The organism is Bradyrhizobium sp., assembly GCF_036735945.1.
In the GTDB taxonomy this organism is placed as follows: Bacteria; Pseudomonadota; Alphaproteobacteria; order Rhizobiales; family Xanthobacteraceae; genus Bradyrhizobium.
In genome coordinates this window covers 15,081-37,679 of the sequence record NZ_DAINNI010000021.1, presented here as the reverse complement: position 1 = coordinate 37,679, position 22,599 = coordinate 15,081, and the positions used below count along the sequence as shown (strand labels likewise).

Below are 22,599 nucleotides of genomic sequence, written 5' to 3'. Positions count from 1 at the left end.
GCATCGACCTCAAGATATTGCTTTTGCTGCAGAATAGCGGGCGGTTGACCAATGCCGCGCCGGCTGAAACGGCGCTGCCCGGCGTTCGCCAGACCCGGACCTTCTTCGTCATGAAGGAGGTCGTCGACAACGCGCCGCTCGATTTCTGATACCGTTCGGAGGGCGCGAGATTCGCTCCCCGCTGCTCCTGGAACCCTGCGAGACGCTGGTCACCCGGCGCCCGATATCCTATCAACCCGGTATGACCATCCAATTGCTCCGCCAGGCTGTCGCCTTTGCCGCCATTCTTGCCGCGATGCCGGCTGGCGCCTCGGACGAACTGCCGCGGCCGGAGCCCGACACCATCATCTTCGCGATGATGTCCGGCAAGTGCAGCACGTTCAAGGTCGCCGGACGGGATTTTCCCTGCCGTGCCGTGGCCTTCTTCCAGACCGAGGAAGGCAGGGCGAATTTCACCGTCGCGCTCGACGACCCCAGCGACGACAGCCACACCATCACCTTTTCCGGCGACAATGGACGCCGGCCGGACGCCAATTTGTACGAACTGCCGATCGACCGGATGCTCCTGAAATCCAAGTACAGGCCGAAGGTCGATGGCCTCCCGGTGCCGTCAGTCGAAGCGACTGCCGGCCTCTGCACGCAGATCGGCAACTTCGTGACGCTGGAGCTTTCCTCCATCTCCTGCACCGCGGTGGACGGCAACGGCAAGAAGTACGAGCTGAAGTATCAGTCCGATGGTGCGCCGATGGCGGTGCGCCGCATCAAGCGGATGCGTGTCGGCAGTCCCGCGGTGTCGCCGTTCGACGATGTGAAATGAAAGGGCCGCCGGCGGTAAACCGACGGCGGCCAGTGTCGATCCACGCATGGCTCGCGAATACGCGGACATGTTCAGGCTAGCTTCAAATTCCTCCCGACACGTGGAGGACATCGGTCAAAGTCGAGCGATTGGCTTCATGCCGGCTTTACCGTCGCCGGCCTCGCTTCACCTGTAGCGCTTGCGTCCCTCGCCGACGCGGCGGATCCGGGACGCAGGAGTGCGCTGCCCGGACACCGGCTTGCCGGGGGCCTTTGCCCGCCAGTCGAACGCGCGCAATCCCGTCATCCCATGCACCACCGGTGCGAGCGCGACTTCCTTCCGCACGGCATCGACAACCCGCTCGAACTCAGCTTCGCCCATCGTACACTCCATGGCTCCCGGCATTCTGCCGCCAGGCCGATAAGGGGACCGCGCTCTGCACAGATCGCCATGCAAGTTTGTTGTTTGAAGGCTCGCCGGCGGTCGCTTCGAAGGCAAAATACGGCCGAAATCGGGAATCGACCGTCCCTCACGTGCAAAACCCGTGGGCCGGGTTCCGCGCCGGCGCCTCCCCTTGGCCCAACTTGCCCCACGCGTGCTAGATTCGGCCGCGAATCAGGAGGCTTTGCATGCCGGTAGACAGTGACAGCGCGATCGCATGGCACCGGGCCCAGCTCAAGAAGCTCCGCGAGACCTTGCGGAGCATCGAGACGTCGCGATTCATGGTGGGCGACCCCGCCCAGGCAAGCAGGGTCGGCAAGACCCATACGACAATTGCCGAGCTCGAGCAGAAGATCCGGCAGTCGCAGCACATCATCGCCGCCTACGAACGGCAGACCCGGCGCCCGCTTGCAACCGACCAGCGCAGCCTCGCCAGCATCAGCTGGGGCACCTGGATCGCCCAGACCGCACAAGGCCGCGGCAGCAATTCGCGGTAGGCGTTCACCGCGCTGAGTGCGAGCAGCGGCCGACGGTGAGCCGCCCGGCGGGCGCACTGCGGCCCATGGAGAGCGCGACCAAACGTCCCGGGGCTGCGGCCGGTTTGACCGCTCATTTCAATGGATCGCGCCCGGCGTCTTGCCTACGTTAGGGCCTGTCGCGCCCTGCCCGCCAGCGGCGGAACCGGGACTGCAAGCAACAATCGCGTCGCCGATGCGGACGCCAATCCACAAATTGCCGGAGGAAAATCTCGTGAAGCCAAGCGCTATCCGCCATGCCATGCTGCCACTTCTGGCGGTGATCTCAGCCGTGGCCGCCCAGGCCCCGACCGCAGCCCAGGCTCAGGCATGGCCCGAGAAGGCGGTCACCTTCATCGTGCCATTCGCGGCCGGCGGCGGCACCGACGCCTTTGCCCGCCCGCTCGCGGCCCAGCTCGATACCCAACTGGGCAAGCGCATCCTGATCGAAAACCGCGCCGGCGCCGGCGGCACCGTCGGCGCATCCGCGGCGTCCAAGGCCGCGCCCGACGGCTACACCTTCTTCATCGGCGCGGCGCATCATGCGATCGCGCCCTCGCTCTATCCCAATCTCGACTACAACATCGAGAAGGACTTCATCGCGGTGGCGCTGATGGCGCGGCCGCCGCAGATCGTTGTTGTCAATCCGGACAAGGTCGCGGCCAAGACGCTGGCCGAGTTCATCGCCTATGCCAAGGCCAATCCGGGCAAGTTGAACTACGGCTCGGCGGGCGCCGGCACCACGCATCATCTCGCCGGCGAGCTGTTCAAGATCCTGACCAAGACCAACATTCAGCACGTGCCCTATCGCGGGGCCGGCCCTGCGATGCAGGATCTGATCGCCGGCCACGTGCCCGTCGTGTTCGACGGGCTCGGTTCGTCGGCAGCCCCCGTCCGCGCCGGACAGTTGCGCGCGCTCGCGGTCGCAGCACCGAAACGCGTGCCGGCCTTCCCGGATGTTCCGACCGCTGCGGAAGCGGGCCTTCCCGGCTATGAAGTGTCGACCTGGTACGGCGTGTTCGCACCGAAGAACACGCCGCCGGCGATCGTCGAGCAGATGACCAGGGAACTGCAGAAGGCGATGCAGACGCCCACGATCAAGGAGGCCTGGGAACGCAACGGCACCGACGTGCCTGACGTCACCGGACCTGCGTTCGCGAAAATGGTCTCCGCGGAAGTCGAACGCTGGCGCAAGGTCGTGACCGAGGCCAACGTCAAGCTCGACTGATCCGAACGTTGCGGCCGGAAGCCTGCGGTTTCCGGCCGCGCCCGTTACTTCGCTTCGCTCGCCTTGATCCCCGAGCTTTCGATCAGCTTTGCCACGCGCGGCAGGTCGGCGGCGAACAGGCGCGCATGCGCCTCGGGCGTCAGCTCGTCATTCGGGAACGGCAGCGTTCCGAGCTGCTTGAGCTTCTCCACGAGTTCCGGTTCGGACAGCGCGGCACGGAGCGCAGCATTCAGCGCATGGATGGTCGCTTTCGGCGTGCCTTTCGCCACATAGAGCCCGTGCCACATCGTGTAGCTGACTTCGGGCATGCCGAGCTCGGCGGTGGTCGGCACATCCTTGGCCTGCTCGAGCCGCTGCGGCGAGGTGATGGCGATGCCGTGCAGCGTTCCGGCCTGGACCTGCGGCAGCGCGTTGGTTAACTGGTCCCACAACAGGTCGATCTGCCCCGCCAGCAGGTCGGCGATCGCGGGCGCCGATCCGCGATAGGCCACCACCGTCGGCTTGAAGCCGAGCACATTACCCATCATCACTGCGCACAAATGGCTGTTGGTGCCGATCCCGCCATGCGCGAAGTTCGCCTTGTCGCGCTGCGCCTTGATCCAGGCCACGTAATCCTTCGGACCTTCACCGGGTATGGACTTGCGGCCGACCAGGATCATCGGCGCATTGTTGACGAGTCCGACCGGCTCGAAGGCGGTAGTGGTGTCATATCTGAGGTTGGTGAACAGGCTCGGCGCCGCAAGCAGCGCGACGTGGTTGATGAGCACCATCGATCCATCCGGCGTCGACCGCGCGACGCGATCGTTGGCCAGCGTGCTGCCGCCACCGGTGACATTCTCGATGATGATGGTCTGGCCGAGCGTGCGCGACATCCGCTCGCCGATCAGGCGCGCGACGGTGTCGGTGCCGCCACCGGCCGCGAAGGGCACCACCAGCGTGATCGTCTTCGCAGTCGATTGCGCCTGGGCCTGCGGCGCGACCGCCGCCATGAGAAGGCCGAGGCCGATAAGCGCGCTCTTGAGGGGGAAATTGTTCACGACGGCGTCCTCCCGGATCTTGCTTTTATTGCTATGCCGCCTGGTCGCGGACTTATGCTCATTGGCAAAGCCGGGCCGCAGCCCACGGCCGCGCCCCACACCCCCCGGATCATGCTGATTGCGCATCTCCAAATCAATGGCAGCCGAGCATAGCTCGCCGGCAGAGCGGCGTGGTACCATGCCGCAAGGCACAAATAATCGGGACGGACCTGGAATGAGCGAGGCGGCCTATGTCGCGGTCGATTGGGGCACGAGCAGCTTTCGGCTTTGGCTCGTTGGCCGCGCCGGTGACGTGCTGGGAGAGCGGCGCAGCGACGAGGGCATGATGGCGGCCAGTAAGCCCGGCTTCGCAGCCGTGCTGCAATCGCATCTCGAAGCCGTCGGCGCTCTGCCTGCGCTGCCCGTGATCATCTGCGGCATGGCCGGCGCGCGGCAGGGATGGGTCGAAGCCGGCTATGTCGATACGCCGGCGCCGCTCGCATCGGTCCTGCAGCACGCCGTCACGGTGCCGGGACAGGACCGGGACGTTCGTATCCTGCCGGGAATAGCGCAGCGGGACCGCAGCGCGCCCGACGTCATGCGTGGCGAGGAGACGCAGTTGCTCGGCGTGCTCGGCCCCCAGGCGGCTGCCGATGCCCTCGTCTGCATGCCGGGCACGCATTCGAAATGGGTCAGCGTGAATGGCGGCACCGTTGAACGCTTCGCCACCTTCATGACCGGCGAGCTGTTCGGCGCAATCGCGCGCGAGACGATCCTGGCGCATGCGGTGGCCGGCGCCGATGAAGCCATCGACATCGACGCCTTCAAATCCGCGGTGTCAGCCGCATTCGAGCGGCCGGCATTCGCCGCCAACCGGCTGTTTCAGGTGCGATCGGGCCAGCTCCTTTACGGCGGCACGCCCGCCGCAGCCCGCGAACGAATCTCGGGGACGCTGATCGGTCTCGAACTCGCGGCCGGGCTGGCCGGCGAAGCGGCCGGTGCCGGCGTCACGCTGGTGGCGTCGGGGCGGCTTCGGCGGCTCTATCAATTGGCGTTTGACACGATGTCCGTGGCCGTCCGATCCGTCGAGGCTGATGACGCGACCCGGCGCGGCCTTTCGATGGCCGCGGCCACGATCTGGAGCATATGAACATGAGCACTGTCCCGTTCCCCCCGATGAAGCGCCCGCTGGTCGCGATCCTGCGCGGCGTCAAGCCTGAGGAAGCGGCCGCCATCGTCGACGTGCTGATCGAGGGCGGCATGACGGCGATCGAGATCCCGCTCAATTCGCCGGACCCGTTCCGCTCGATCGAGATCGCCGTCAGGCGGGCGCCCGCGGACGTCCTGGTGGGCGCCGGCACCGTGTTGACGCTGGACGATGTCGCAAAGCTGCACGAGGTCGGCGGCCGGCTGATGGTTTCCCCGAACGTCGATCCCGAAATCATCGCCAGCGCCCGGACGCGCGGCATGGTCACGATGCCCGGCGTCTTCACCCCGACCGAGGCGCTGCTGGCCGCCAGCGCCGGCGCCTCGAGCCTTAAATTCTTCCCGGCAAGCGTGCTCGGCGCCGCGGGCATCACCGCGATACGCGCCGTGCTCCCCGCCGACATGATGGTCGCCGCGGTGGGCGGTGTCTCCGATGCAAACTTTGCCGACTACACCAGGGCCGGCATCACCGCATTCGGTCTCGGCAGCAGCCTCTACAAGCCCGGCATGAGCGCCGCACAGGTCGCCGATCGCGCCAGCGCGACGATCGAGGCGTATGATCGGGCGATTCAGTCGGTGAAGTAGACGGCTCGCCGCGGCTCCCACAAAAATATCGAAAACAACCCCATGCACAGTAGCCGGCGGCCGCCGCAGCCGACTGTTTGGACCGAAAGCTTGACACGTCGGGCAACTCAGCGGCACAATTTCATCCTCCCGGATTTCGCTAAACGAATGCGTGCGCGCGATATTGGCGCGATCATGTTCCGCGTGGCCAGACCGTTGAGGACACGCCGCCGCTTGCGCGAGGGTGCAGGAACCGCGAAAATCCGGGCTGTTTCAGAACTCGTCAGGGAATCCCACGCCAATGCAGTTTGATGATGTTATTCTCGGTCGCCGGAGTATCCGCGGTTACAAACCCGATCCGGTGCCGAAGGCACTGATCGCGGAAATCATTGGCTTGGCGATGCGCGCTCCGTCGTCGATGAACACCCAGCCCTGGAATTTCTACGTCATCACTGGCGAACCGCTGGATCGGATCCGCGCCGGCAACACCGAACGGATGGTGGCGGGCATCCCGCAGTCGCGCGAGTTCCGAACGGGCCAGGCCTTTGCAGGCAAGCACCGCGACCGGCAGGTCGGCGTCGCCAAGCAGTTATTCTCCGCGATGGGAATCGAGCGCGACAACAAGGACAAGCGCCAGGACTGGGTGCTGCGCGGCTTCCGTCAATTCGACGCGCCGGTCTGCGTGATCATTACCTATGACCGCGTGCTCGACGGCAGCGACGACACGCCCTTCGACTGCGGCGCCGTGGCGACCGCGCTGGTCAATGCCGCATGGTCCCGCGGGCTGGGCGCCGTGATCAACAGCCAGGGCATCATGCAATCCCCCGTGGTGCGCGAGCACGCAGGGATCGCCGACGATCAGGTCATCATGAAAAGCATCGCGCTGGGCTGGCCGGATGAGACTTTTCCGGCGAACGCGGTGGTGTCGGAGCGGAAGTCGGTCGAGGAAGCGACGGTGTTTGTCGGGTTCGAGACGTAGCGGGCGTCTACGCGCAACGCGGACGCGACCTTGACATGTGCACCACATGTGTTTATGTTTTGCACATGACCGCGATGATCCAAATTCGCAATGTTCCGGACGCGCTGCACCGTCGGCTCAAATCGCGCGCGGCATTGGCGGGCATGTCGCTGTCCGATTACCTGCTCAGCGAGATTCGCCAGGTCGCCGAGCGGCCGACGCTCGATGAATTGCGTGCGCGCCTGGAGCGCCGCCCCGGAATGACCCCCTCGGTGTCACCGGTTCAGGCAATCCGCGCTGAACGTGATCGCCAGTGATCGTCGTCGATGCCTCGGCCTTGCTCGAGGCGCTACTCCGCACACCGGCGGCACGGGCAGTGGAAGAGCGGCTGTTCGCGCCCCGACAGACGCTGCATGCGCCGCATCTGCTCGATGTCGAAGTGGCGCAGGTCATCCGCCGCTATGCGGCAAAGGGCGAGATCGACAGCGAACGCGGTCGCGCGGCTCTCGCCGACCTCGCCGACTTTCCGTTTCGCCGATACCCGCATGATTTCCTTTTGCCGCGGGTCTGGGATTTGCGAAACAATCTCACCGCCTATGATGCCGTCTACGTCGCCCTTGCCGAAGCGCTCGACGCGCCGCTGCTGACCCGCGACCAACGCCTCGCCGCCGCGGCCGGCCATCATGCCAGGATCGAACTGGTATGACCGCCCTGGAGAGACGCCTGGCAGCGGGCCGTCGTTTGGCCGAAGGCTGCCGGGGTGGCGCGGCAGCGTAGATCCGGGGGAGAGTGTGTCAGTAAACGCTTATCGCAAGATCAGGAATTTTCGACATCCCGGACCAGGGCTGGAGCTACAGCAGTGATCCGCGCGATGGTCCGACATTCACTTGTGCTGGCGGCGGCGGTTGCCGCAGGCATGACGCCGGTCACGTGCCTTGGGCAAAGCCGCACACCGTTGCCTGCCAAGGCAACACAGGAGCTGCCGCCCGAGTTGCTCGCGCTGCTCGAGCAGAAGAAGATGCCGAAATATTCGCCGATCGTCGTGCGCCTGTTCAAGGAAGAGGCGGAGCTCGAAGTCTGGAAACAGGACACGGCCGGCCGCTTTCAGATCCTCAAGACCTATCCGATCTGCCGGTGGTCGGGCGATCTCGGGCCGAAATTGTACGAGGGCGACCGGCAGGCGCCGGAAGGGTTTTATACGATCACGCCCGAGTTGATGAATCCCAACTCCAACTTCCATCTTTCAATCAACTTCGGCTTCCCCAACAGTTTTGACAGAGCGAACAAACGCAGCGGCAGCTTCCTCATGATCCACGGCGACTGCCTGTCGGCCGGTTGCTATGCCATGACCGACGAACAGATCAGCGAAATCTATTCGCTGGCCCGCGACTCCCTCAGCGGCCGGCCGTCGTTCCAGGTCCAGGCCTATCCGTTCCGCCTGACGCCGGCGAATCTGGCGCGGCACCGAAACAGTCCCAACCTGGCCTTCTGGAAAATGCTCAAGGTCGGCAACGACCACTTCGAGACGACGCAACTCGAACCCAGGGTAGACGTGTGCAACCGCCGCTATGTATTCGATGCGCAACCACCGGCGAATTCGCCGCGCCCGCTCGTGTTCAACGCGACCGAAAAATGTCCCCCCTTCGTCGTCAATCCGGACATCGCGCGGCAGGCGCAGGAAAAACGGCGCGCCGACGAGCGCGCCTACGCGAAATTGGTTGAAGACAACGTGCCGGCGGCCCCGAAATACAGCGGACTTGACGGCGGAATGAACAAGGCTTTCCTCGCTCGGTTTCCGTACAGGGTGACGCTTGCGAAAGTGATGCCGTATGCATCCTACCTGCCGACATTGCCGCCGGTGCCCTGGATCGACAAGGATGGCTCGTTGACGAGCAGATGGTTTGGTGGCTCGTTCTCCAAAACGATTGTGTGTGATGCGGCTCGTGCCGACTCTCCGTGGGGCCGGTGCTAAACTCTAGTCCGCATGCTCGATCTTGAACTCGCGACTGAACTTCCGTCTCTGCATGGCCTACCTCCGGCTTGATAAAACACCTAATCCCGGTGTCCATCAAACCGGCAGCAGCTCAAGTTGCCGGCTTTGCCGATAGTTCGACCCTTCGGTCTCAAGCTGATCGCGGCTCACCCAAGCTTCAATTGCGGTCGGCGGCTTGAAGGAACCATCGGGCGGCTCCGCAAGGCAACGTATTGAGGGGATCATTGCCGCCGTGGTGGCGTCCTTTGTCGTCATTTTCCCGGTCGGGCTGGCGGCCGCGTGTCATTGACTACTTCCGTACGGTGCTGTACGGTTGCTCCGGAGGCAAACATTATGGTGAATACCATCTTGCGCAAGGGCGCGGAAGAAGCTCGCAATCAGCTTCCGGATCTTCTCGAGGCAGCCGAGAAGGGCCGTTCGACAATCATTACCAGACATGGCCGTCCAGTCGCAGCATTGGTGCCAATCGAGGCGTATGGCGCTGCCGTTCGCCAGCAGCCATTGATGCCCGTCTCAGGATCCGGTCGCGGTCTATGGGGAAAGAATAGTACCCGCACGCTTCGAAAGCTGCGCGACGAATGGAGCCGTTAGATCTCTCGGATCTGCCGGAGGGTGCTCTGGTTCTCGTCGATTCGGCACCCGTCATCTATTTTCTCGAGGGACACTCGAAATTCGGGCCGCGCTTCAAGCCGCTGTTCGAAGCCCACGGAACTGGGCGCCTGCGCTTCGCCGTAACGACCATTACCATCGCCGAAGTGCTAGGCGGGCCTTTGCAGGCAGGTGATGACGCGCTCGCGAGGCGTTACCGTGCGATCCTCGAATCGTGGCAACCGATTGCGCTTGATGTCGATATTGCGGAAAGCGCTGCGAGACTGCGGGCGTCACTCCGCCTTAAGCTCGCAGACGCCGTTCAAGCAGCCAGCGCGCTGGCGATCAACGCAGCCGCTCTGGCGACGCATGACCGCGATTTTTCGCGCGTGCGTTCGCTGCGCATCATTTCTTGAAGGGCTAGCACGTTGACTTGACGATCACTCACGAAACGCCATCAAGCTTGCCGGGGAATTATCATGTCGTCGATCGGTGCCAAGTTGCTCAACGGCCTGCGATCCGTTGAGCGTCCCGGCGACTTCTGCGTCGGCGGAATTCGCGAAATCTTCATGCCGACGATCGACGTCGAGGGCGTGGGCAGGCTCGCCTTTCCGATCCTGCCCGTCCAAGCCGAGCAGCTCGTCGCAATCGCGCAGGCAGCCCCTTATGGGCGGGGCGAGGAGACGGTGGTCGATCGCGAAGTCCGGAGAACCCGGCAGGTCGATACCGCCAAGGTTCGGATCGGAGGGCGTCACTGGGACAAGACCTTGGCCGGCCTGGTCGCCGACATGGCCCACGGGCTCGGTGTGGGCGATCCGGTTGCGGCCGACTTCTATAAGCTTCTTGTCTACGATACCGGCAGCTTTTTCATCGACCACCGCGATACCGAGAAGGTTCCCGGCATGTTCGCGACGTTGGTGCTCGTGCTGCCCTCGGCCCATAGCGGCGGCGAGTTGATCGTCAAGCATCTCGGCCGGGAGGTGGTGCTCGACCTGCGTCCGGAGGAGCCGTCGGAGATCGGCTTCGCGGCTTTCTATGCCGACTGCGTGCATGAGGTGCGTCCCGTTGAAACGGGATGTCGCCTGACCCTCGTCTATAATTTGCGTTTCATCGGCAAGGGGCGCGCACTGAAGGCACCCGACTATCGGACGGAGCACGGGCGAGTGGTGGAATTGCTGCGGAACTGGACGAGCGCTCAGGACGAGCCCGATAAGTTGATTCTGCCCTTGGAGCACGCCTATACGCCAGCCGAGCTGTCGTTCAGTGCACTCAAGGGTGCCGATGCGGGCGTGGCGTCCGTGCTGGTCAGGGCCGCCGCGGAAGCGGATTGCGATCTCCACCTTGCCCTCGTGTCGGTCGAGGAGAGTGGCAGCGCCGAACATGCCCTCTATTACGGCCGTCGCCGCCGCTGGAGTCGAGGCGAGGAGGAGGACGAAGATGAAGACGGGTTCGAGGTTTCCGAGGTCTTCGACCGGGCCCTGATCCTGTCCGAGTGGCGGCGTCCAGACGGCGGCGAGGCCGGGTTCGGCGATTTTCCCTTCGACGAGGACGAACTATGTCCGCCCGATGCTTTCGAGAATCTGACGCCGGACGAGCAGCATTTTCACGAGGCGACGGGCAATGAAGGTGCGTCCTTCGAGCGCACCTATCGCCGCGCCGGTTTCGTATTGTGGCCGGCAGCGCGAAGGCTCGCGGTGCTGAACCAGGCCGGCCTCGGCACGACGCTGCCGTATCTCCAAGATCTCACGGTGCGTTGGGAGACGAGCAACACATCGATCGAGACGCCATTGTGGCGCGAAGCCGATGAGCTCTCGGGGCACATGCTGCGCTCCTGGCCACGCTCGCCGTGGCGGGTGGACGATGACGCCGATGCTGGCCGGATGCTCGATTTACAAGTCCGGCTTGGCAACGTGGGACGCATCGATACATTTCTCGCCGAGCTGTCGGCCGAAGGCCATTACGCCGCGTCCGACAATGGAGCGATCGTTCGCGCCGTCGCCCTTCTTCCCACCGCGCGTGCAACGGAGATATTGGTCCGGATCGTCCGGCGTAACGCTCCGGCCAATCTCAGCGCCTGCGGCGATCTGCTCTCGCACTGCGTCTCGGCGCCGGCGGGGGCGGTGGGCAACCTGGAGCAGATCGGCACAGCCTTGATTGATGCGTTGCCGGGTGACGCGATGGGGCGGGCGGACGCAGGTACTTGGGCTCGGCCAAAGCCGGTGAAGCCGGGTTTCGTCGTAGATCTTCTGACGGCGACGAGCCGGATCGAGGTGGGCCTCGCGACGCGTGCGATCGAGCACCTGCTGGCTCGGCCGAAGACATATGGGCCGGATGACGTGCTGGTCCCCGCTGCTCTCTCGTTTGCCAAGTTGGTGGAAAGCATGGCTTGGCCGGCGCTGGGGCGGCTTCGAGAGGCCGCCCTCGACCATCTCCGCCAGCGCATCGCGCAGCCGCTGGACGCACCACGGGATTGGACCAGAACCAACCCGCTGAAATGCACGTGCGCCGACTGCCATGGACTCGGCGCCTTCCTGGTTGCGCCGGATCAACAGCAATGGCGCCTGAAGGCGGTCCAGGACCGGAGGACCCATGTCGAGCAAAGCGTTCGAAGCGCAGCATGTGACCTTGATCTCACGACGGAAAGGCACGGTAGTCCCCATACGGTGGTCGCTACCAAGAACCAGGCCAGCCACGAACGGCGCGCGAAGCAGCGCCGGCAGGATCTAGAGCATGTATCGGCGCTGGGTGGATGATGTTGGCCTTGCATCGCACCGAACAGTGAGTCCGACTGCAGAATGAGCCGGAAAAACAAGGTTCCACTTGCCGATCGCGTCGCCAAGGCGGCCGAAGCGGCACTTGCCGTTCGGGATTTTGTAAGCGCGATCGACGTACTCATCGGAATCAGGTGGCTTGACCCGCAAGCGGTGGAGAGCTGGCGTCGCGGGCAGGTTGATTGCTTGGAACGGGTCATCCGGAGCAATCTGCCGCGCATCTCCGAAGCGATGAAGCTTTTCCGATCCTGGGCGACGGGCCGGGGATTGACCGCAAGCACGACGGCCTATGTCGCGCGCACGCCGCGCCGTCAGACGCTGCGCTTCAGCCGGAGCGGAAATGCTTCGATTGAGGCGTCCTATCGGACCCATTGGGTCTCGCCGAAGCTTTCAGAGAAGAAGCGCGAGCGTCTGGCGCAGAAGGCCAACCGCGCCCCGGAGCTGGTGGTGATCCAGCCATTGAACGACGACTGGACATGCCATCGGTGCGGCGGCTCCGGCAGTCTATTGATGATGGAGACACCCGGTCCGGCCTGCTTGCGCTGTGTTGGTCTCGATGATCTCGAGTACCTGCCGGCGGGCGATGCCGTGCTCACGCGGCGCGCGAAAACGAACAGCAGCCGATATGCCGTCGTCGTGCGCTTCAGCAGGACCCGTGGCCGTTACGAACGACAGGGTCTGCTGGTCGAGCCGCAGGCTCTGGCGGATGCGCAATAATGCAACCGGAACCTTCTTGCCTCCATTGCACAACTTCGGAGACTTGTTCCTAGATTTATTTGTCCCGCCGCCGTGACTTCGACGACTTCGTCACTGCTAAAATCCTAACAGTGGCCGAATCAGCAAAGGAAGACATTATGGCGACGAACATGGCGCAGAAGCGAGCCAAGAAGGCGCAACGGCAGAAACAGCTCGTGGCCGCCAAGCGGAAAGCGGAGGCGTTCGAAGCAAGTCTCCCGGCCCGCGCGCTGCGCGCGGCCCAGGCGCCTATTCAACGCTGCCTGCTCACAGAGGACATCTTCGACATCGGCATGGGGACACTAGTTCTGGCGCGCGGCGCCACGTCCGATCGCTTCGCAATGAGTCTGTTTCTGATCGACGTCTTCTGCCTTGGCGTCAAGGACGTGATGCTCAGAACGATCGATCGTGAAATTTTGGAACTGTATATGAACGCCTCGGCCGCCGCGTCCCCTATGGTGCCCGTCGATCCGAGCTACGCCCGCAAACTGCTTCGCGACCTTGCCGAGTGGTCGCAATCGATCGGTTTCGCGCCGCATCAGGACTTCGCCTCGGTGGAAAGGGCTTTCGGCAACGTCAGTGCGGACGCGAGCGACGCGGCTTTCCGGTTCGGTCGCGACGGCAGGCCGATTTATATTCCCGGCCCAAGCGACACCCCGGCCCTCATCCGGCGCCGGGTCGAGCACTTGCAGAAGCATCTCGGCGACGACGGCTTCGGTTTCGAGACGGCTGCCTGAGGCAGTCCGTGTGTGTCAGGCTGCAGATAGCCGCCGCAGTTGCGCATTTCGGACTCGCGTCGTTGTTGCGATAGGCCGGGCGGCGGCTCATGGTTGGCGCTTAAACTCCATATATATTTATATATTTCATAGGAGTCGGAGCGTATCTAGGACCACCATCTGGCAGGCGAAAGGAATGGACCTGCCGCGTGTTCGAGTTCTGCCAGCGAACTGGATGGAAGATTATCGTAGCCTGGCGTCGAAAATCGCGTGGCTGGCGGAGAGAGTGTCAGTCAATCCCCTTTGATGTAATAGCTGTTTTTCATTCCAGCACGTGGGAACCTACGGTCTTGGCTACTAGCCAACGGCGCATCCGATGGTAGCTCATCCAAGTTCTAGCCCCATCAATTTCAGTCGGCGGTCGGTGGTCGACGTCATGAAGAAGCCTTGTCCAGCTTCGCGGTCAGTTTCTGCCGATCGTGTAGCGCTCGCGTCAGGGATAGTCAGCTTCCGATACAAGGGCGCGCTCTACGGCTTCTATCGCCGTTTGGAATTCCACAAACCGCGCCATCGTGGCTTCATAAGTGCCACGCTCATAGGGTTTGGAAAGAAGCTGGGCGCACATCCTGCGCTCCTTAACCAGCGCGGCTAGCGCGTTCACCAGGTCTTTCTTAGCCAAGTCAGTCATTGCTCGCCTCGTCGGGTCAGGATTGTCTCACCTATCGTAGCCCTCAGAAGGCCCCGCCGGCGCGGGGCGTCAGCTTTTCTCTGTAAAATCGGCCGCCGCGTTTCCGCCGTTACGTGCAGGCTACCAAGTTACCGGATGGATGATGTTACTATCGAGGCCGGCGGCGTGAGGGTCTCCGGTGGCTCGGGCCTTGTCACGAGGTAAAGTTCGCCCGCCACGAGCATGACGGCAGTGACCGCCAATGCAAACATGGCTAAAATCAGATCGTAGTAGGGGTCATCCATCGCAGTTTGAAATCATCGACGAACCGCAGCCATCGCCTTTGGCTATCCGCGCGAGCGCTAGTGGGTGAATAACAGCGGGTCCGAAGACCTTTGGCTATCCGCGACAGGCGCCGTTGTGAACGGCGGGCGATGGCCGCGCGTCACCGAAACGTCGCCAGAAACATTTTGTTCCAGATCTGATGGAATTGCGCGGCTGCACCCCCGATAAGGACAGTCAGGATGAAAATCGTGCTTAGAAGGTAACCCATCATCCTGAACAGTGCTCCAATTTCGGGACGTTCAAATAGCGCTGCTCACCTCCTCTCCTTGGTGAGGGTCGATCAAGCTGCCATCGCAACTCGGTCGGTCGACTTCAGCCTTGCCGGCTTGCCGCCGGGTGGCGTTCGCGGCGAGTGATCCAGACTGGAAAGCGCTTCCAGGATATCGTCGATCGACACGACGTTCTTTGTCCCAGGTATCGCCCGCAGGCTGGGGCACGAAGTCACCGCGGCAGCATCGGAAGCCCAGGATGCCAGGATCGCCCGTTTCTCGGCTCTCGAAAGCGTTGCGTCAGCCAGGACATCCCGAGGGTGATCGAAGACTGTGCCGGGATGCAAAATGGCGTTCAGGTCATAGACATTCTCGTCAAAATGTCGGTTCATATCCGTCATGTCCTTCCTCCCAACTCCTTTCGTTTCGAGGACAAAAATCCACTTAGAAAAACGGCGGCAATTTTCAAGGCTGGGCTGAATAATTCCGTGCCTCAAGGCTGGCGCACGCGCAGAGCTCTTTGCCCGTCGTTATTCGCCAGGTGTTTCGCGGATGAGCCGACGTCGTCAGTTTGGCCTCCGGCGTCCGGATAGCGCCTGACCCGGGTTTGAAAAATTTTCACCTGCCCTCTTGAACCTGATTTTCGCTGCTCCCAAGTCGTTTTCGCCCCGGGGGCCGTTTGGCGCCGGGCTTATGACATCGCTGAACTGTAAAGGAGGATGTTCATGCATTTCCGTCCATTGCACGATCGCGTGGTCGTGCAACGTATCGATGCCGAGGAAAAGACTGCCGGCGGCATTATCATTCCCGATACCGCGAAAGAGAAGCCGCAGGAGGGCGAGGTGATCGCCGCCGGGCCTGGTGCGCGCAACGAGCAGGGGCAACTGGTCCCGCTCGACGTAAAGCCTGGCGACCGTGTCCTGTTCGGAAAATGGTCTGGCACCGAAGTGAAAATCGAAGGCCAGGATCTTTTGATCATGAATGAAAGCGATCTTCTGGGCGTGGTCGAAAAGACCGGCTCGCTGAAGAAGGCCGCTTGAGAAGCTGACAGTCATCGAAGGGAAAGGAGAATAAAATCATGGCTGCCAAGGACGTGAAGTTTTCGACCGAAGCCCGCGACCGCATGCTGCGGCGCGTCGGGGAGCGCGGCCTTAGAGGCCGGGCTCCCCTCGTCGTCGAACGACAAAAGGATATCGATAACGAAGGAGCCTGAGATGAACACACCAGTTCAGGGAAGGCCGCGTATGGCCAAGTCGATCGTTCTGGATTGGCTCATGTTCGCGTTGAGCTTCGGGACGATTGCCTGGATCAGTTTTCGACCGATTGGAGGATGAGATGATCAGTGATCAAACCATTGTCTCCGCTCGTGCGGAGCAACGCAAACAAGCCTTCGGGCAGCGCGTGGTCCGGGGGATTCTCACGGCCTCGATGGCAGCGGTCCTGACCCTGCCGTCGCTGGCGGCTTGGGGGGTGGATGCCCGCGCAGTAAGCCGAAGTCGGGGAACACCTTCGGGACGATCGCGCTGCCGCCGATCCCGTATCTGGATTCGATGCCCTGGTTGAAGTGGGGTGCCGGGGTGAACACGCTGAAGGTGGACATCCTGCTTTCACCGATCCTGGACCCATCGGGAATCAAGCTCATGCCGGAAGACGGCGATAGCAAGAGACCAGCAATCAGCTAGTTTCATTCACTCACCGGGATGCGATCTCCGACCGATTACGCAGATCGCATCCCCTAACCGGCCCCCTCGTTATTCGATCATGTCTGACGTACTGACCAGCGTCCGGTTACCGCCGGAGGCGCCTGTGTTTGAGCGGCCCCGCAGCGTCCCATCCTTCCTGGCTGCGAGCCAGCGCCGAGTGATCGAGCATTGCAGGCTACTTCTTAAATCTCAGGATCTCGCTGCAGAACATCGCCAACGCCTCACCCGGTTGGTCGAAATGGCCGAAGCGGAATTGCAGCGTTTACACGCCTGACGATCGAAACCCAGCCACGATATTGCCGCGGCGTTTTCCGACGCAGCTACGCGCCTCCGGTAGGGCCCCTGAAACGTTTCCCCCCTCGTTGGCTTTGCCTAACTTTGAAGACGTGCTCCGGGGCTCGGTAACCATGGGTTAGTCCTCGGACAAAAATTCCCGATTTCCTACTTGAAACCAAAAGGCGATTTGCTAGTTTTTTCTTGCCGCGATAAGCGGTCCGGGCGCCCTCGGGGCCCGGCGGAGACGGGCGCCGGAGGTGTCCGACGCCTGCTCGTACCCATCTTGCTCCTTGGAGGATTTGGCTATGAGGACCTACAACATCAGCCCCCTGTGGCGGTCAACTATCGGCTTAGACCGCGTGTTCGATCTGGTCGACGCGGCCCGGCGCAGTGCCGGCGAAGCCAACTACCCACCCTGCAACGTAGAACGCCTGTCCGACGACCGGTATCGGATTTCGCTGGCTTTGGCCGGTTTCTCCCCCGATGACATCGCCCTAACGGCCGAACAGAACGTGCTCACCGTCGAAGGTCGCAAGGCCAATAACGGGCAACCTAAACTCCTCTATCGGGGAATTTCATCGCGGCCGTTCAAGCGGCAGTTCGTTCTGGCCGCCCACGTCCGGGTCGAGGGAGCACGGTTTGACAACGGCCTGCTCCAGGTCGAGTTGGTTCGAGAGATTCCGGACGCCATAAAGCCTCGCCGGATCCCGATCGACAATCTGTCCGCATCCGACGTCCAGCAGATCGAGCGCGAAGCGGCCTGAAGGCTGGTCGTTCGACGGGCTCCCCGCAAGGCCGGGCCGCTCACTGGCCGCCGCACCCGTGCCGGCGTGTCCACGCGCGTGCCCTCCCTCGATCAAGCGAGAACGAGCCGGTCAATTGAGGTCAATTGAAACGAGTCCAATCCTTAGCTCCAATGGGGGTGTACAAGATGCTTAACATTGCCGCTCTACCTGCTCCGTCTGTCGACGCTGGGCTGTCGAAATATCTCGTCGAGATACGCAAGTTTCCCATGCTCAAGCCCGAGCAAGAGTTCGCCTACGCAAGACGCTGGCGCGAACATCGGGATCGTGACGCAGCGTACCACCTAGTCACCAGTCATCTCAGGCTCGTCGCCAAGATAGCGATGCGCTATCGCGGCTACGGCCTCCCGATCGCGGAAATCGTCTCGGAAGGAAACATCGGGCTGATGCAGGCCGTGAAGCGGTTTGATCCGGACCGGGGCGTCCGCCTTGCCACCTATGCGATGTGGTGGATCAGGGCCACCATCCAGGAGTACATCCTGCGGTCCTGGTCGCTAGTCAAGATCGCCGCCAGCGCCAGCCAGAAGAAGCTTTTCTTCAAACTGCGGAGGGCCAAAAGCGCAATCTCGGCGCTGCAGGACGGCGACCTGCGTCCGGAGCAGGTCAGGCTGATTGCGGAGCGTCTCAAGGTGGCTGAACGAGACGTTGTCACCATGGACCGGCGTCTGCGTGGAGACCTTTCCTTGAATGTACCGATCCACGACGAGGATGAGGCCGGACAAAGTTTGGACTGGCTTGTCGATCCCGCGCCGACCAGTGAAATCACGTTGGCCGAGGAGCAGGAGACCAAACATCGTCGTCAGGCCCTTGCTAACGCCCTCGCCAACCTCAACCCTCGCGAACGTAACATCTTCACCGCGCGCTGGCTGAACGAGGAGTCGGCGACCCTTGAAGAACTTGCCGCGGAACATGGAGTATCCCGCGAACGGGTCCGCCAGATCGAGCAGCGAGCGTTTCAAAAGGTAAAGGCTGCGATGCTGACAAGTCGGCATGAGGCCGATGGCCCGCCCTCTTCCCGCGCGAAAGAAATGACGCAGAGGGAGGCGCGCTCCTAAGCCCGCAAAAGATCACCGGACTGATCGCCATGTTTACTCCGTCGGTCGTTCTACTCGTGATCGCAAACACAGTCGCAGCGACTGAAGCAGTCCTTGTCGCCTTGCAGGCTGCGATGTTCGAGACAGGTCGTGTGGCTTCGCCGGCGTTGGCAGCGGATACCGCCGGCATCGCCAACGCCGACTTATCTTGGCAACAAGGTGAAGTTGCGGACACAGCATGACAGGCGGATCCTCTGCAATTCGCGGAGGGGAACCTTTCTTTTGGTTGAGCGTTCGGCGACCAGCGTTGGGCGCAAGGCCCGAAACCCCAGGGACGAGCCCGACGGCAACCTTTTACGGAGGATAACATGATGGAAAGGCTGTTGGCACTTTTGCTGGCGGGCGCCCTCGTGGCTCCGCAAGTCGGTCAAGCGAACGAGAGTGCGCTGACCAATGACAGCGCGCGACCAGTTGCGTCAAAGTTTCCGGAAAAGCTACCGCTCCCGCCCATTCCCTATCTCGATACGATGCCATGGATGAACTTTGGATCGGAATCGAAGGGACCCGGAATTGACACCTTGTGGCTACCCGACTTCGACGCTCCGGGCTTGGCGAAAAACTCGGCGTCTGCCCACAACGGTCTCTGGAATGCTGAATCAAGTCTAAGCAGGATGGCAACCAGATAATAAAGATAATAAGAAGACGCAAACGAGCCCAGACGCGGCACCACCGCTGGTATCGGCGGCGGTGCCGCGCATTTGCTTGTCCTGACACGGAAACTCGTCAACATTCGCAGTACCGGCCGGCCTCACCAATATGCGCGAAAATATTGCGTAAAATGAGAGCGTGGAAAAGCCAGACACGCGGTAGTCATGGCTTCGCGTGCCTGGCCGGAGGTTGATCGCCCTTCGCGAGAGAGTCCGGGTGACCGCGAGCAAAACTAAATCGGCGGATTCCCGTTCCCTGACAGCTTAGAAAATGAACGTGAGGCCCACTTGAAATCGGAACGGCTTTTTCTAATTTTTAGCGTGCCGCGATGAGCGGTCCGGGCGCCCTTCGGGGCCCGGCGGAGACGGGCGCCGGAGGTGTCCGACGCCTGCTCGTACCCATCTTGCTCAATGGAGGATTTGGCTATGAGAACTACCTACGATTTTGCTCCCCTTTGGCGGTCGACCATCGGCTTTGACCGCCTGTTCGATCTTGTGGACGCCGCGCAACAGGCCGGCACGGAGGACAACTATCCCCCATGCAACGTCGAACGTCTGGGCGAAGACCGCTACCAGATCTCGCTGGCAGTCGCGGGCTTCTCGGCCGATGAAATCGCGATCACTGCAGAACAAAGCGTGCTGACGGTCGAGGGCCGGAAGTCGGAAAAGCAACAGCGCGAGTTCCTGTACCAGGGAATTTCGTCGCGGCCATTCAAGCGGCAGTTCAATCTGGCGGACTATGTCCAGGTCAAGGGAGCCGCGTTCGACAACGGGCTGCTGCAGATCGAACTGGTGCGCGAGATCCCCGAGGCCATGAAGCCGCGCCGGATTTCGATCGACGGCTCGCCCGCTTCGAACGTCCGGCAGATCGACGGCAAGGCGGCCTGACCGCGAAGCGACACTTACATCAGCGAACCGACTTCCGCGGCGGCTTTTGTCCGCGGCGGAAGTCGCTTGAATCGAGGAGAACACACCATGGGTATCAATGATCTCATTCCCTGGAATAACGGCGGACGCGAGGTCGCCATTCACCGGGGTACCGACGTGAATCCGTTTTTTACGCTGCATCGCGAGATGAACCGCATGTTCGACGATGTATTCCGCGGGTTCGATCTTGCGCCGTTCGGATCGACCCGGGGACTGAGCGGGCTTGGCTGGCCTCAGATCGACATCGATGAGACCGACAAGGAGGTGCGCATCACCGCCGAACTGCCTGGCCTCGACGAGAAGGACGTCAACCTCGAAATCGCAAATGGCGTTCTGTCGATCTCCGGCGAGAAAAAATCGGAATCGGAAGACAAGGCACGTCGTTTCAGTGAGCGATACTATGGCCGGTTCGAACGGCGCATACCGCTGCAGGACGTCGATGAGGACAAAGTCTCGGCCGCGTTCAAGAACGGCGTCCTGACCATAACCGTGCCGAAATCCGCCGAAGCGAAGAATGTCCGCCGCATCGCGATCAATCGCAATGGCTGACACCTTCCAACGTCCGGGCGCGTAATCGTCCGGACGTCGGAAATTCCGCCTGTACAGACTCGTTTACTGACCATGTCGGATAGCTCATCGGCAAAAGTGAATCGACGATTAGCCTGGGCGTTGCTTCTTTGCGCATCTATCGCGTGCTCGCCCGTGCTCGCACAGGTCCCGGATATCAGGGGCGGCCAAATTCCTACACTCGCGCCTGTGGTAAAGGAAACCACCCCCTCGGTCGTCAACATTTCGGTGCACGCGCGGGTCAAGGAGGACAATCCGCTCTACCGTGATCCCGTCTTTCGGGAGTTTTTTGATCTTCCCAAGCAGCTTGAAAAGGAAGTGCAGGCAACCGGCTCAGGCGTGATCGTCGACGCCGAACGCGGCTATGTGCTCACCGCCAATCACGTTGTCGCACAGATCTCAAAAGCTCAGGTCACGACCAAGGACGGACGAAAGTTCGACGCAAAATTGGTCGGGCGGGATCCTGCAACCGATATCGCCGTTCTTCAGCTTCAAGGGCCGAGAGGCAACCTCAAGACCATTCCTATGGGCGATAGCGACAAGATCGAGGTCGGTGATTTCGTGATCGCGATCGGAAACCCGTTTGGCTTGGGCCAGACCGTGACTTCGGGAATTGTCAGCGCTCTTGGCCGAACCGGCCTTGGCAAGCAAGGATATGAGGACTTCATCCAGACCGATGCATCCATCAATCCCGGAAATTCCGGCGGCGCTTTAGTAAACCTCAGGGGACAACTCATCGGGATCAACACGGCAATCATTTCGCCTGGCGGCGGTAACGTCGGAATCGGGTTCGCCGTCCCTATCAACATGGCTCGCCGGGTCATGGAGCAGCTTGTTCAATACGGCGAAGTTCGTCGCGGCCAGATCGGCATTTCCGTCCGCGATCTTGCAGCCGATCTCGCGGCCAGGGAAAGCTATCAGGGCGCGCTGATCGCCGAGATCGCCAACGGTTCGCCGGCGGAGAAAGCGGGGCTGCAGAAGGGCGACATCGTAAAGGCGGTCGATGGCACGCCGATCAGAAGCGCGTCCCAGCTTCGCAATTTAATCGGCCTCACCCCGCTCGGCGGGCGCGTCGCGCTTCGGTTCGAACGTAATAGCACTGTTTACAGCTCTAGCGTCGAGGTGGGCCCTGCAAAAGCTGCGCCTGTGCGACGCACGGCCGATCAATGATCAAGAACGCGTGGGGCACGATGTACCGCTTTGGAAGGAAGCGCGCGACGCGAGCCCGAACGTATCCGTGAAGGCTGGCTTCAAGAATTGAATGCAGGGAGACGCCAGGTGGTCAAGGAACGAAGGAGTGAAACGGAGCTGCGCCAGATGATGCTGGCGGCCGCGCGCAACGACGACGAGTGCAGCGAGCTGGAGGATCTTTTCATATTTGGCCCTACGCCACGCCCAGATGCCATTGGGGCTTTGGGATAGCTGGCAAGGACGACAAGGTATCCGTGGCCTGCTACGCGCGCCTCAACCAGATTGCCAGCGACCTCCAGGCAAAATACGAACTGCATCCGGTCAAGGTGGCACGACGCGAGATCGAAGCGAGAGTTTGGTCCTTGGTCCATGACCACCCAATTCTCAAGGCGTCGCTGTCGCGCGCCAGCGGCGCCTACGAAGTCGCAACGTTCGAAAAATTGGAGGGCCAGCCGAATTGGACGATGGAGTGGATCACTGACGATCGGCACGCCAAAGCTGCCTTTGAGCGGGTTGTCCGGTCAGTTCAAAGCCAAATTGAGTTAGAATAAATAGTCTCGCCATCACTTCGGACAGCAGAAATTCGCCTTTTGCAAATTCTTAACAAGAGGCGCTTTCCCTGATAGGGGGCCTATTGGATAAA

The 22,599-nt window shown here is 61.9% G+C and carries 30 protein-coding genes and 1 pseudogene; 26 read left to right on the top strand and 5 right to left on the bottom strand.

What is annotated here, in order from left to right; translation table 11 throughout:
- Positions 1–71: 71 nt before the first annotated feature.
- Positions 72–149: pseudogene (locus V7E26_RS10355) on the top strand (AsnC family transcriptional regulator); the annotation flags it as partial.
- Positions 150–241: 92 nt separating this feature from the next.
- Complete coding sequence (locus V7E26_RS10350) at positions 242–817, top strand: hypothetical protein (protein WP_324415409.1); 576 nt, start codon at positions 242–244, stop codon at positions 815–817.
- Positions 818–982: 165 nt separating this feature from the next.
- Here the strand turns inward: V7E26_RS10350 and V7E26_RS10345 are convergent, their stop codons facing one another.
- Positions 983–1,177, bottom strand: a complete 195-nt coding sequence (locus tag V7E26_RS10345) for a hypothetical protein (protein ID WP_324415407.1) — start codon at positions 1,175–1,177, stop codon at positions 983–985.
- A gap of 248 nt (positions 1,178–1,425) precedes the next feature.
- On the opposite strand from V7E26_RS10345, the gene V7E26_RS10340 reads away from it, so the two are divergent.
- Together V7E26_RS10340 and V7E26_RS10335 are read left to right on the top strand one after the other, a co-directional pair.
- Positions 1,426–1,734 (top strand): hypothetical protein, encoded by a 309-nt coding sequence (locus tag V7E26_RS10340; protein WP_324415405.1) that lies wholly within the window; start codon positions 1,426–1,428, stop codon positions 1,732–1,734.
- 253 nt (positions 1,735–1,987) lie between these two features.
- Positions 1,988–2,980: a Bug family tripartite tricarboxylate transporter substrate binding protein gene (locus V7E26_RS10335; protein ID WP_324415403.1), complete on the top strand. Its 993-nt coding sequence runs from the start codon at positions 1,988–1,990 to the stop codon at positions 2,978–2,980.
- A gap of 44 nt (positions 2,981–3,024) precedes the next feature.
- Here the strand turns inward: V7E26_RS10335 and V7E26_RS10330 are convergent, their stop codons facing one another.
- A complete protein-coding gene (locus tag V7E26_RS10330) occupies positions 3,025–4,017 on the bottom strand; it encodes a tripartite tricarboxylate transporter substrate-binding protein (RefSeq protein WP_324415401.1) in 993 nt (330 codons plus the stop codon).
- 214 nt (positions 4,018–4,231) lie between these two features.
- Between V7E26_RS10330 and V7E26_RS10325 the strand changes: the two genes are divergently transcribed.
- The 6 genes from V7E26_RS10325 to V7E26_RS10300 all read left to right on the top strand — a co-directional run bounded on the left by V7E26_RS10325 (position 4,232) and on the right by V7E26_RS10300 (position 8,696).
- Positions 4,232–5,146: a 2-dehydro-3-deoxygalactonokinase gene (locus V7E26_RS10325; protein ID WP_324415399.1), complete on the top strand. Its 915-nt coding sequence runs from the start codon at positions 4,232–4,234 to the stop codon at positions 5,144–5,146.
- 2 nt (positions 5,147–5,148) lie between these two features.
- Positions 5,149–5,787, top strand: coding sequence for a 2-dehydro-3-deoxy-6-phosphogalactonate aldolase (locus V7E26_RS10320; RefSeq protein WP_324415397.1), 639 nt, complete (start codon positions 5,149–5,151; stop codon positions 5,785–5,787).
- 280 nt (positions 5,788–6,067) lie between these two features.
- A complete protein-coding gene (locus V7E26_RS10315) occupies positions 6,068–6,745 on the top strand; it encodes a nitroreductase (protein WP_324415395.1) in 678 nt (225 codons plus the stop codon).
- Positions 6,746–6,810: 65 nt separating this feature from the next.
- The gene (locus V7E26_RS10310; protein WP_324415394.1) at positions 6,811–7,041 is read left to right on the top strand and encodes a FitA-like ribbon-helix-helix domain-containing protein; all 231 of its coding nucleotides are present in this window, start codon (positions 6,811–6,813) and stop codon (positions 7,039–7,041) included.
- On the top strand, positions 7,038–7,430 hold the full coding sequence (locus V7E26_RS10305) for a type II toxin-antitoxin system VapC family toxin (RefSeq protein ID WP_324415392.1): 393 nt from the start codon (positions 7,038–7,040) through the stop codon (positions 7,428–7,430). The genes V7E26_RS10310 and V7E26_RS10305 overlap by 4 nt, the downstream gene beginning before the upstream one ends.
- Positions 7,431–7,583: 153 nt before the next feature.
- On the top strand, positions 7,584–8,696 hold the full coding sequence (locus V7E26_RS10300) for a murein L,D-transpeptidase family protein (protein ID WP_324415390.1): 1,113 nt from the start codon (positions 7,584–7,586) through the stop codon (positions 8,694–8,696).
- A 96-nt stretch (positions 8,697–8,792) separates the two neighbouring features.
- Here V7E26_RS10300 and V7E26_RS10295 read toward each other — a convergent pair whose 3' ends face one another.
- Positions 8,793–8,972 carry a hypothetical protein gene (locus V7E26_RS10295; RefSeq protein WP_324415388.1) on the bottom strand — a complete coding sequence of 60 codons (180 nt, stop codon included), beginning with the start codon at positions 8,970–8,972 and terminating at the stop codon, positions 8,793–8,795.
- Between the two features lie 78 nt (positions 8,973–9,050).
- Between V7E26_RS10295 and V7E26_RS10290 the strand changes: the two genes are divergently transcribed.
- The 5 genes from V7E26_RS10290 (at position 9,051) to V7E26_RS10270 (ending at position 13,548) form a co-directional block, all read left to right on the top strand.
- A complete protein-coding gene (locus V7E26_RS10290) occupies positions 9,051–9,308 on the top strand; it encodes a type II toxin-antitoxin system Phd/YefM family antitoxin (protein WP_324415386.1) in 258 nt (85 codons plus the stop codon).
- Entirely contained in the window at positions 9,296–9,721 is a 426-nt protein-coding gene (locus V7E26_RS10285; RefSeq protein WP_324415384.1) for a type II toxin-antitoxin system VapC family toxin, read from the top strand. Before V7E26_RS10290 ends, V7E26_RS10285 begins: the two co-directional genes overlap by 13 nt.
- A 63-nt stretch (positions 9,722–9,784) precedes the next feature.
- The gene (locus V7E26_RS10280; RefSeq protein ID WP_324415382.1) at positions 9,785–12,058 is read left to right on the top strand and encodes a 2OG-Fe(II) oxygenase; all 2,274 of its coding nucleotides are present in this window, start codon (positions 9,785–9,787) and stop codon (positions 12,056–12,058) included.
- A 42-nt stretch (positions 12,059–12,100) separates the two neighbouring features.
- Positions 12,101–12,793, top strand: coding sequence for a hypothetical protein (locus tag V7E26_RS10275; protein WP_324415380.1), 693 nt, complete (start codon positions 12,101–12,103; stop codon positions 12,791–12,793).
- A gap of 137 nt (positions 12,794–12,930) precedes the next feature.
- Positions 12,931–13,548: a hypothetical protein gene (locus tag V7E26_RS10270; RefSeq protein WP_324415379.1), complete on the top strand. Its 618-nt coding sequence runs from the start codon at positions 12,931–12,933 to the stop codon at positions 13,546–13,548.
- Positions 13,549–14,020: 472 nt separating this feature from the next.
- Here V7E26_RS10270 and V7E26_RS10265 read toward each other — a convergent pair whose 3' ends face one another.
- Positions 14,021–14,215 (bottom strand): hypothetical protein, encoded by a 195-nt coding sequence (locus tag V7E26_RS10265; protein ID WP_324415377.1) that lies wholly within the window; start codon positions 14,213–14,215, stop codon positions 14,021–14,023.
- Between the two features lie 604 nt (positions 14,216–14,819).
- Positions 14,820–15,149, bottom strand: a complete 330-nt coding sequence (locus V7E26_RS10260) for a hypothetical protein (RefSeq protein WP_442893385.1) — start codon at positions 15,147–15,149, stop codon at positions 14,820–14,822.
- A gap of 324 nt (positions 15,150–15,473) precedes the next feature.
- Between V7E26_RS10260 and groES the strand changes: the two genes are divergently transcribed.
- From groES to V7E26_RS10205, 11 genes are all read left to right on the top strand, one after another.
- Positions 15,474–15,788 (top strand): co-chaperone GroES, encoded by a 315-nt coding sequence (gene groES, locus V7E26_RS10255; RefSeq protein WP_324415375.1) that lies wholly within the window; start codon positions 15,474–15,476, stop codon positions 15,786–15,788.
- Between the two features lie 38 nt (positions 15,789–15,826).
- Positions 15,827–15,961 carry a hypothetical protein gene (locus V7E26_RS10250; RefSeq protein WP_324415373.1) on the top strand — a complete coding sequence of 45 codons (135 nt, stop codon included), beginning with the start codon at positions 15,827–15,829 and terminating at the stop codon, positions 15,959–15,961.
- A 1,071-nt stretch (positions 15,962–17,032) separates the two neighbouring features.
- Positions 17,033–17,491 (top strand): small heat shock protein HspA, encoded by a 459-nt coding sequence (gene hspA, locus V7E26_RS10245; protein WP_324415371.1) that lies wholly within the window; start codon positions 17,033–17,035, stop codon positions 17,489–17,491.
- 167 nt (positions 17,492–17,658) lie between these two features.
- The gene (gene rpoH, locus V7E26_RS10240; RefSeq protein ID WP_324415369.1) at positions 17,659–18,585 is read left to right on the top strand and encodes an RNA polymerase sigma factor RpoH; all 927 of its coding nucleotides are present in this window, start codon (positions 17,659–17,661) and stop codon (positions 18,583–18,585) included.
- A gap of 29 nt (positions 18,586–18,614) precedes the next feature.
- Positions 18,615–18,806: a hypothetical protein gene (locus V7E26_RS10235; RefSeq protein ID WP_324415367.1), complete on the top strand. Its 192-nt coding sequence runs from the start codon at positions 18,615–18,617 to the stop codon at positions 18,804–18,806.
- Positions 18,807–18,932: 126 nt separating this feature from the next.
- A complete protein-coding gene (locus tag V7E26_RS10230) occupies positions 18,933–19,250 on the top strand; it encodes a hypothetical protein (protein ID WP_324415365.1) in 318 nt (105 codons plus the stop codon).
- Between the two features lie 447 nt (positions 19,251–19,697).
- Positions 19,698–20,159, top strand: coding sequence for a small heat shock protein HspB (gene hspB / locus V7E26_RS10225; protein WP_324415461.1), 462 nt, complete (start codon positions 19,698–19,700; stop codon positions 20,157–20,159).
- Positions 20,160–20,246: 87 nt separating this feature from the next.
- Positions 20,247–20,747 carry an Hsp20/alpha crystallin family protein gene (locus tag V7E26_RS10220; RefSeq protein ID WP_324415363.1) on the top strand — a complete coding sequence of 167 codons (501 nt, stop codon included), beginning with the start codon at positions 20,247–20,249 and terminating at the stop codon, positions 20,745–20,747.
- Between the two features lie 72 nt (positions 20,748–20,819).
- Positions 20,820–21,935 (top strand): trypsin-like peptidase domain-containing protein, encoded by a 1,116-nt coding sequence (locus tag V7E26_RS10215; RefSeq protein WP_324415361.1) that lies wholly within the window; start codon positions 20,820–20,822, stop codon positions 21,933–21,935.
- Positions 21,936–22,043: 108 nt separating this feature from the next.
- Positions 22,044–22,187, top strand: coding sequence for a hypothetical protein (locus V7E26_RS10210; RefSeq protein WP_324415359.1), 144 nt, complete (start codon positions 22,044–22,046; stop codon positions 22,185–22,187).
- 23 nt (positions 22,188–22,210) lie between these two features.
- On the top strand, positions 22,211–22,507 hold the full coding sequence (locus V7E26_RS10205; RefSeq protein ID WP_324415357.1) for a hypothetical protein: 297 nt from the start codon (positions 22,211–22,213) through the stop codon (positions 22,505–22,507).
- Positions 22,508–22,599: the final 92 nt, after the last annotated feature.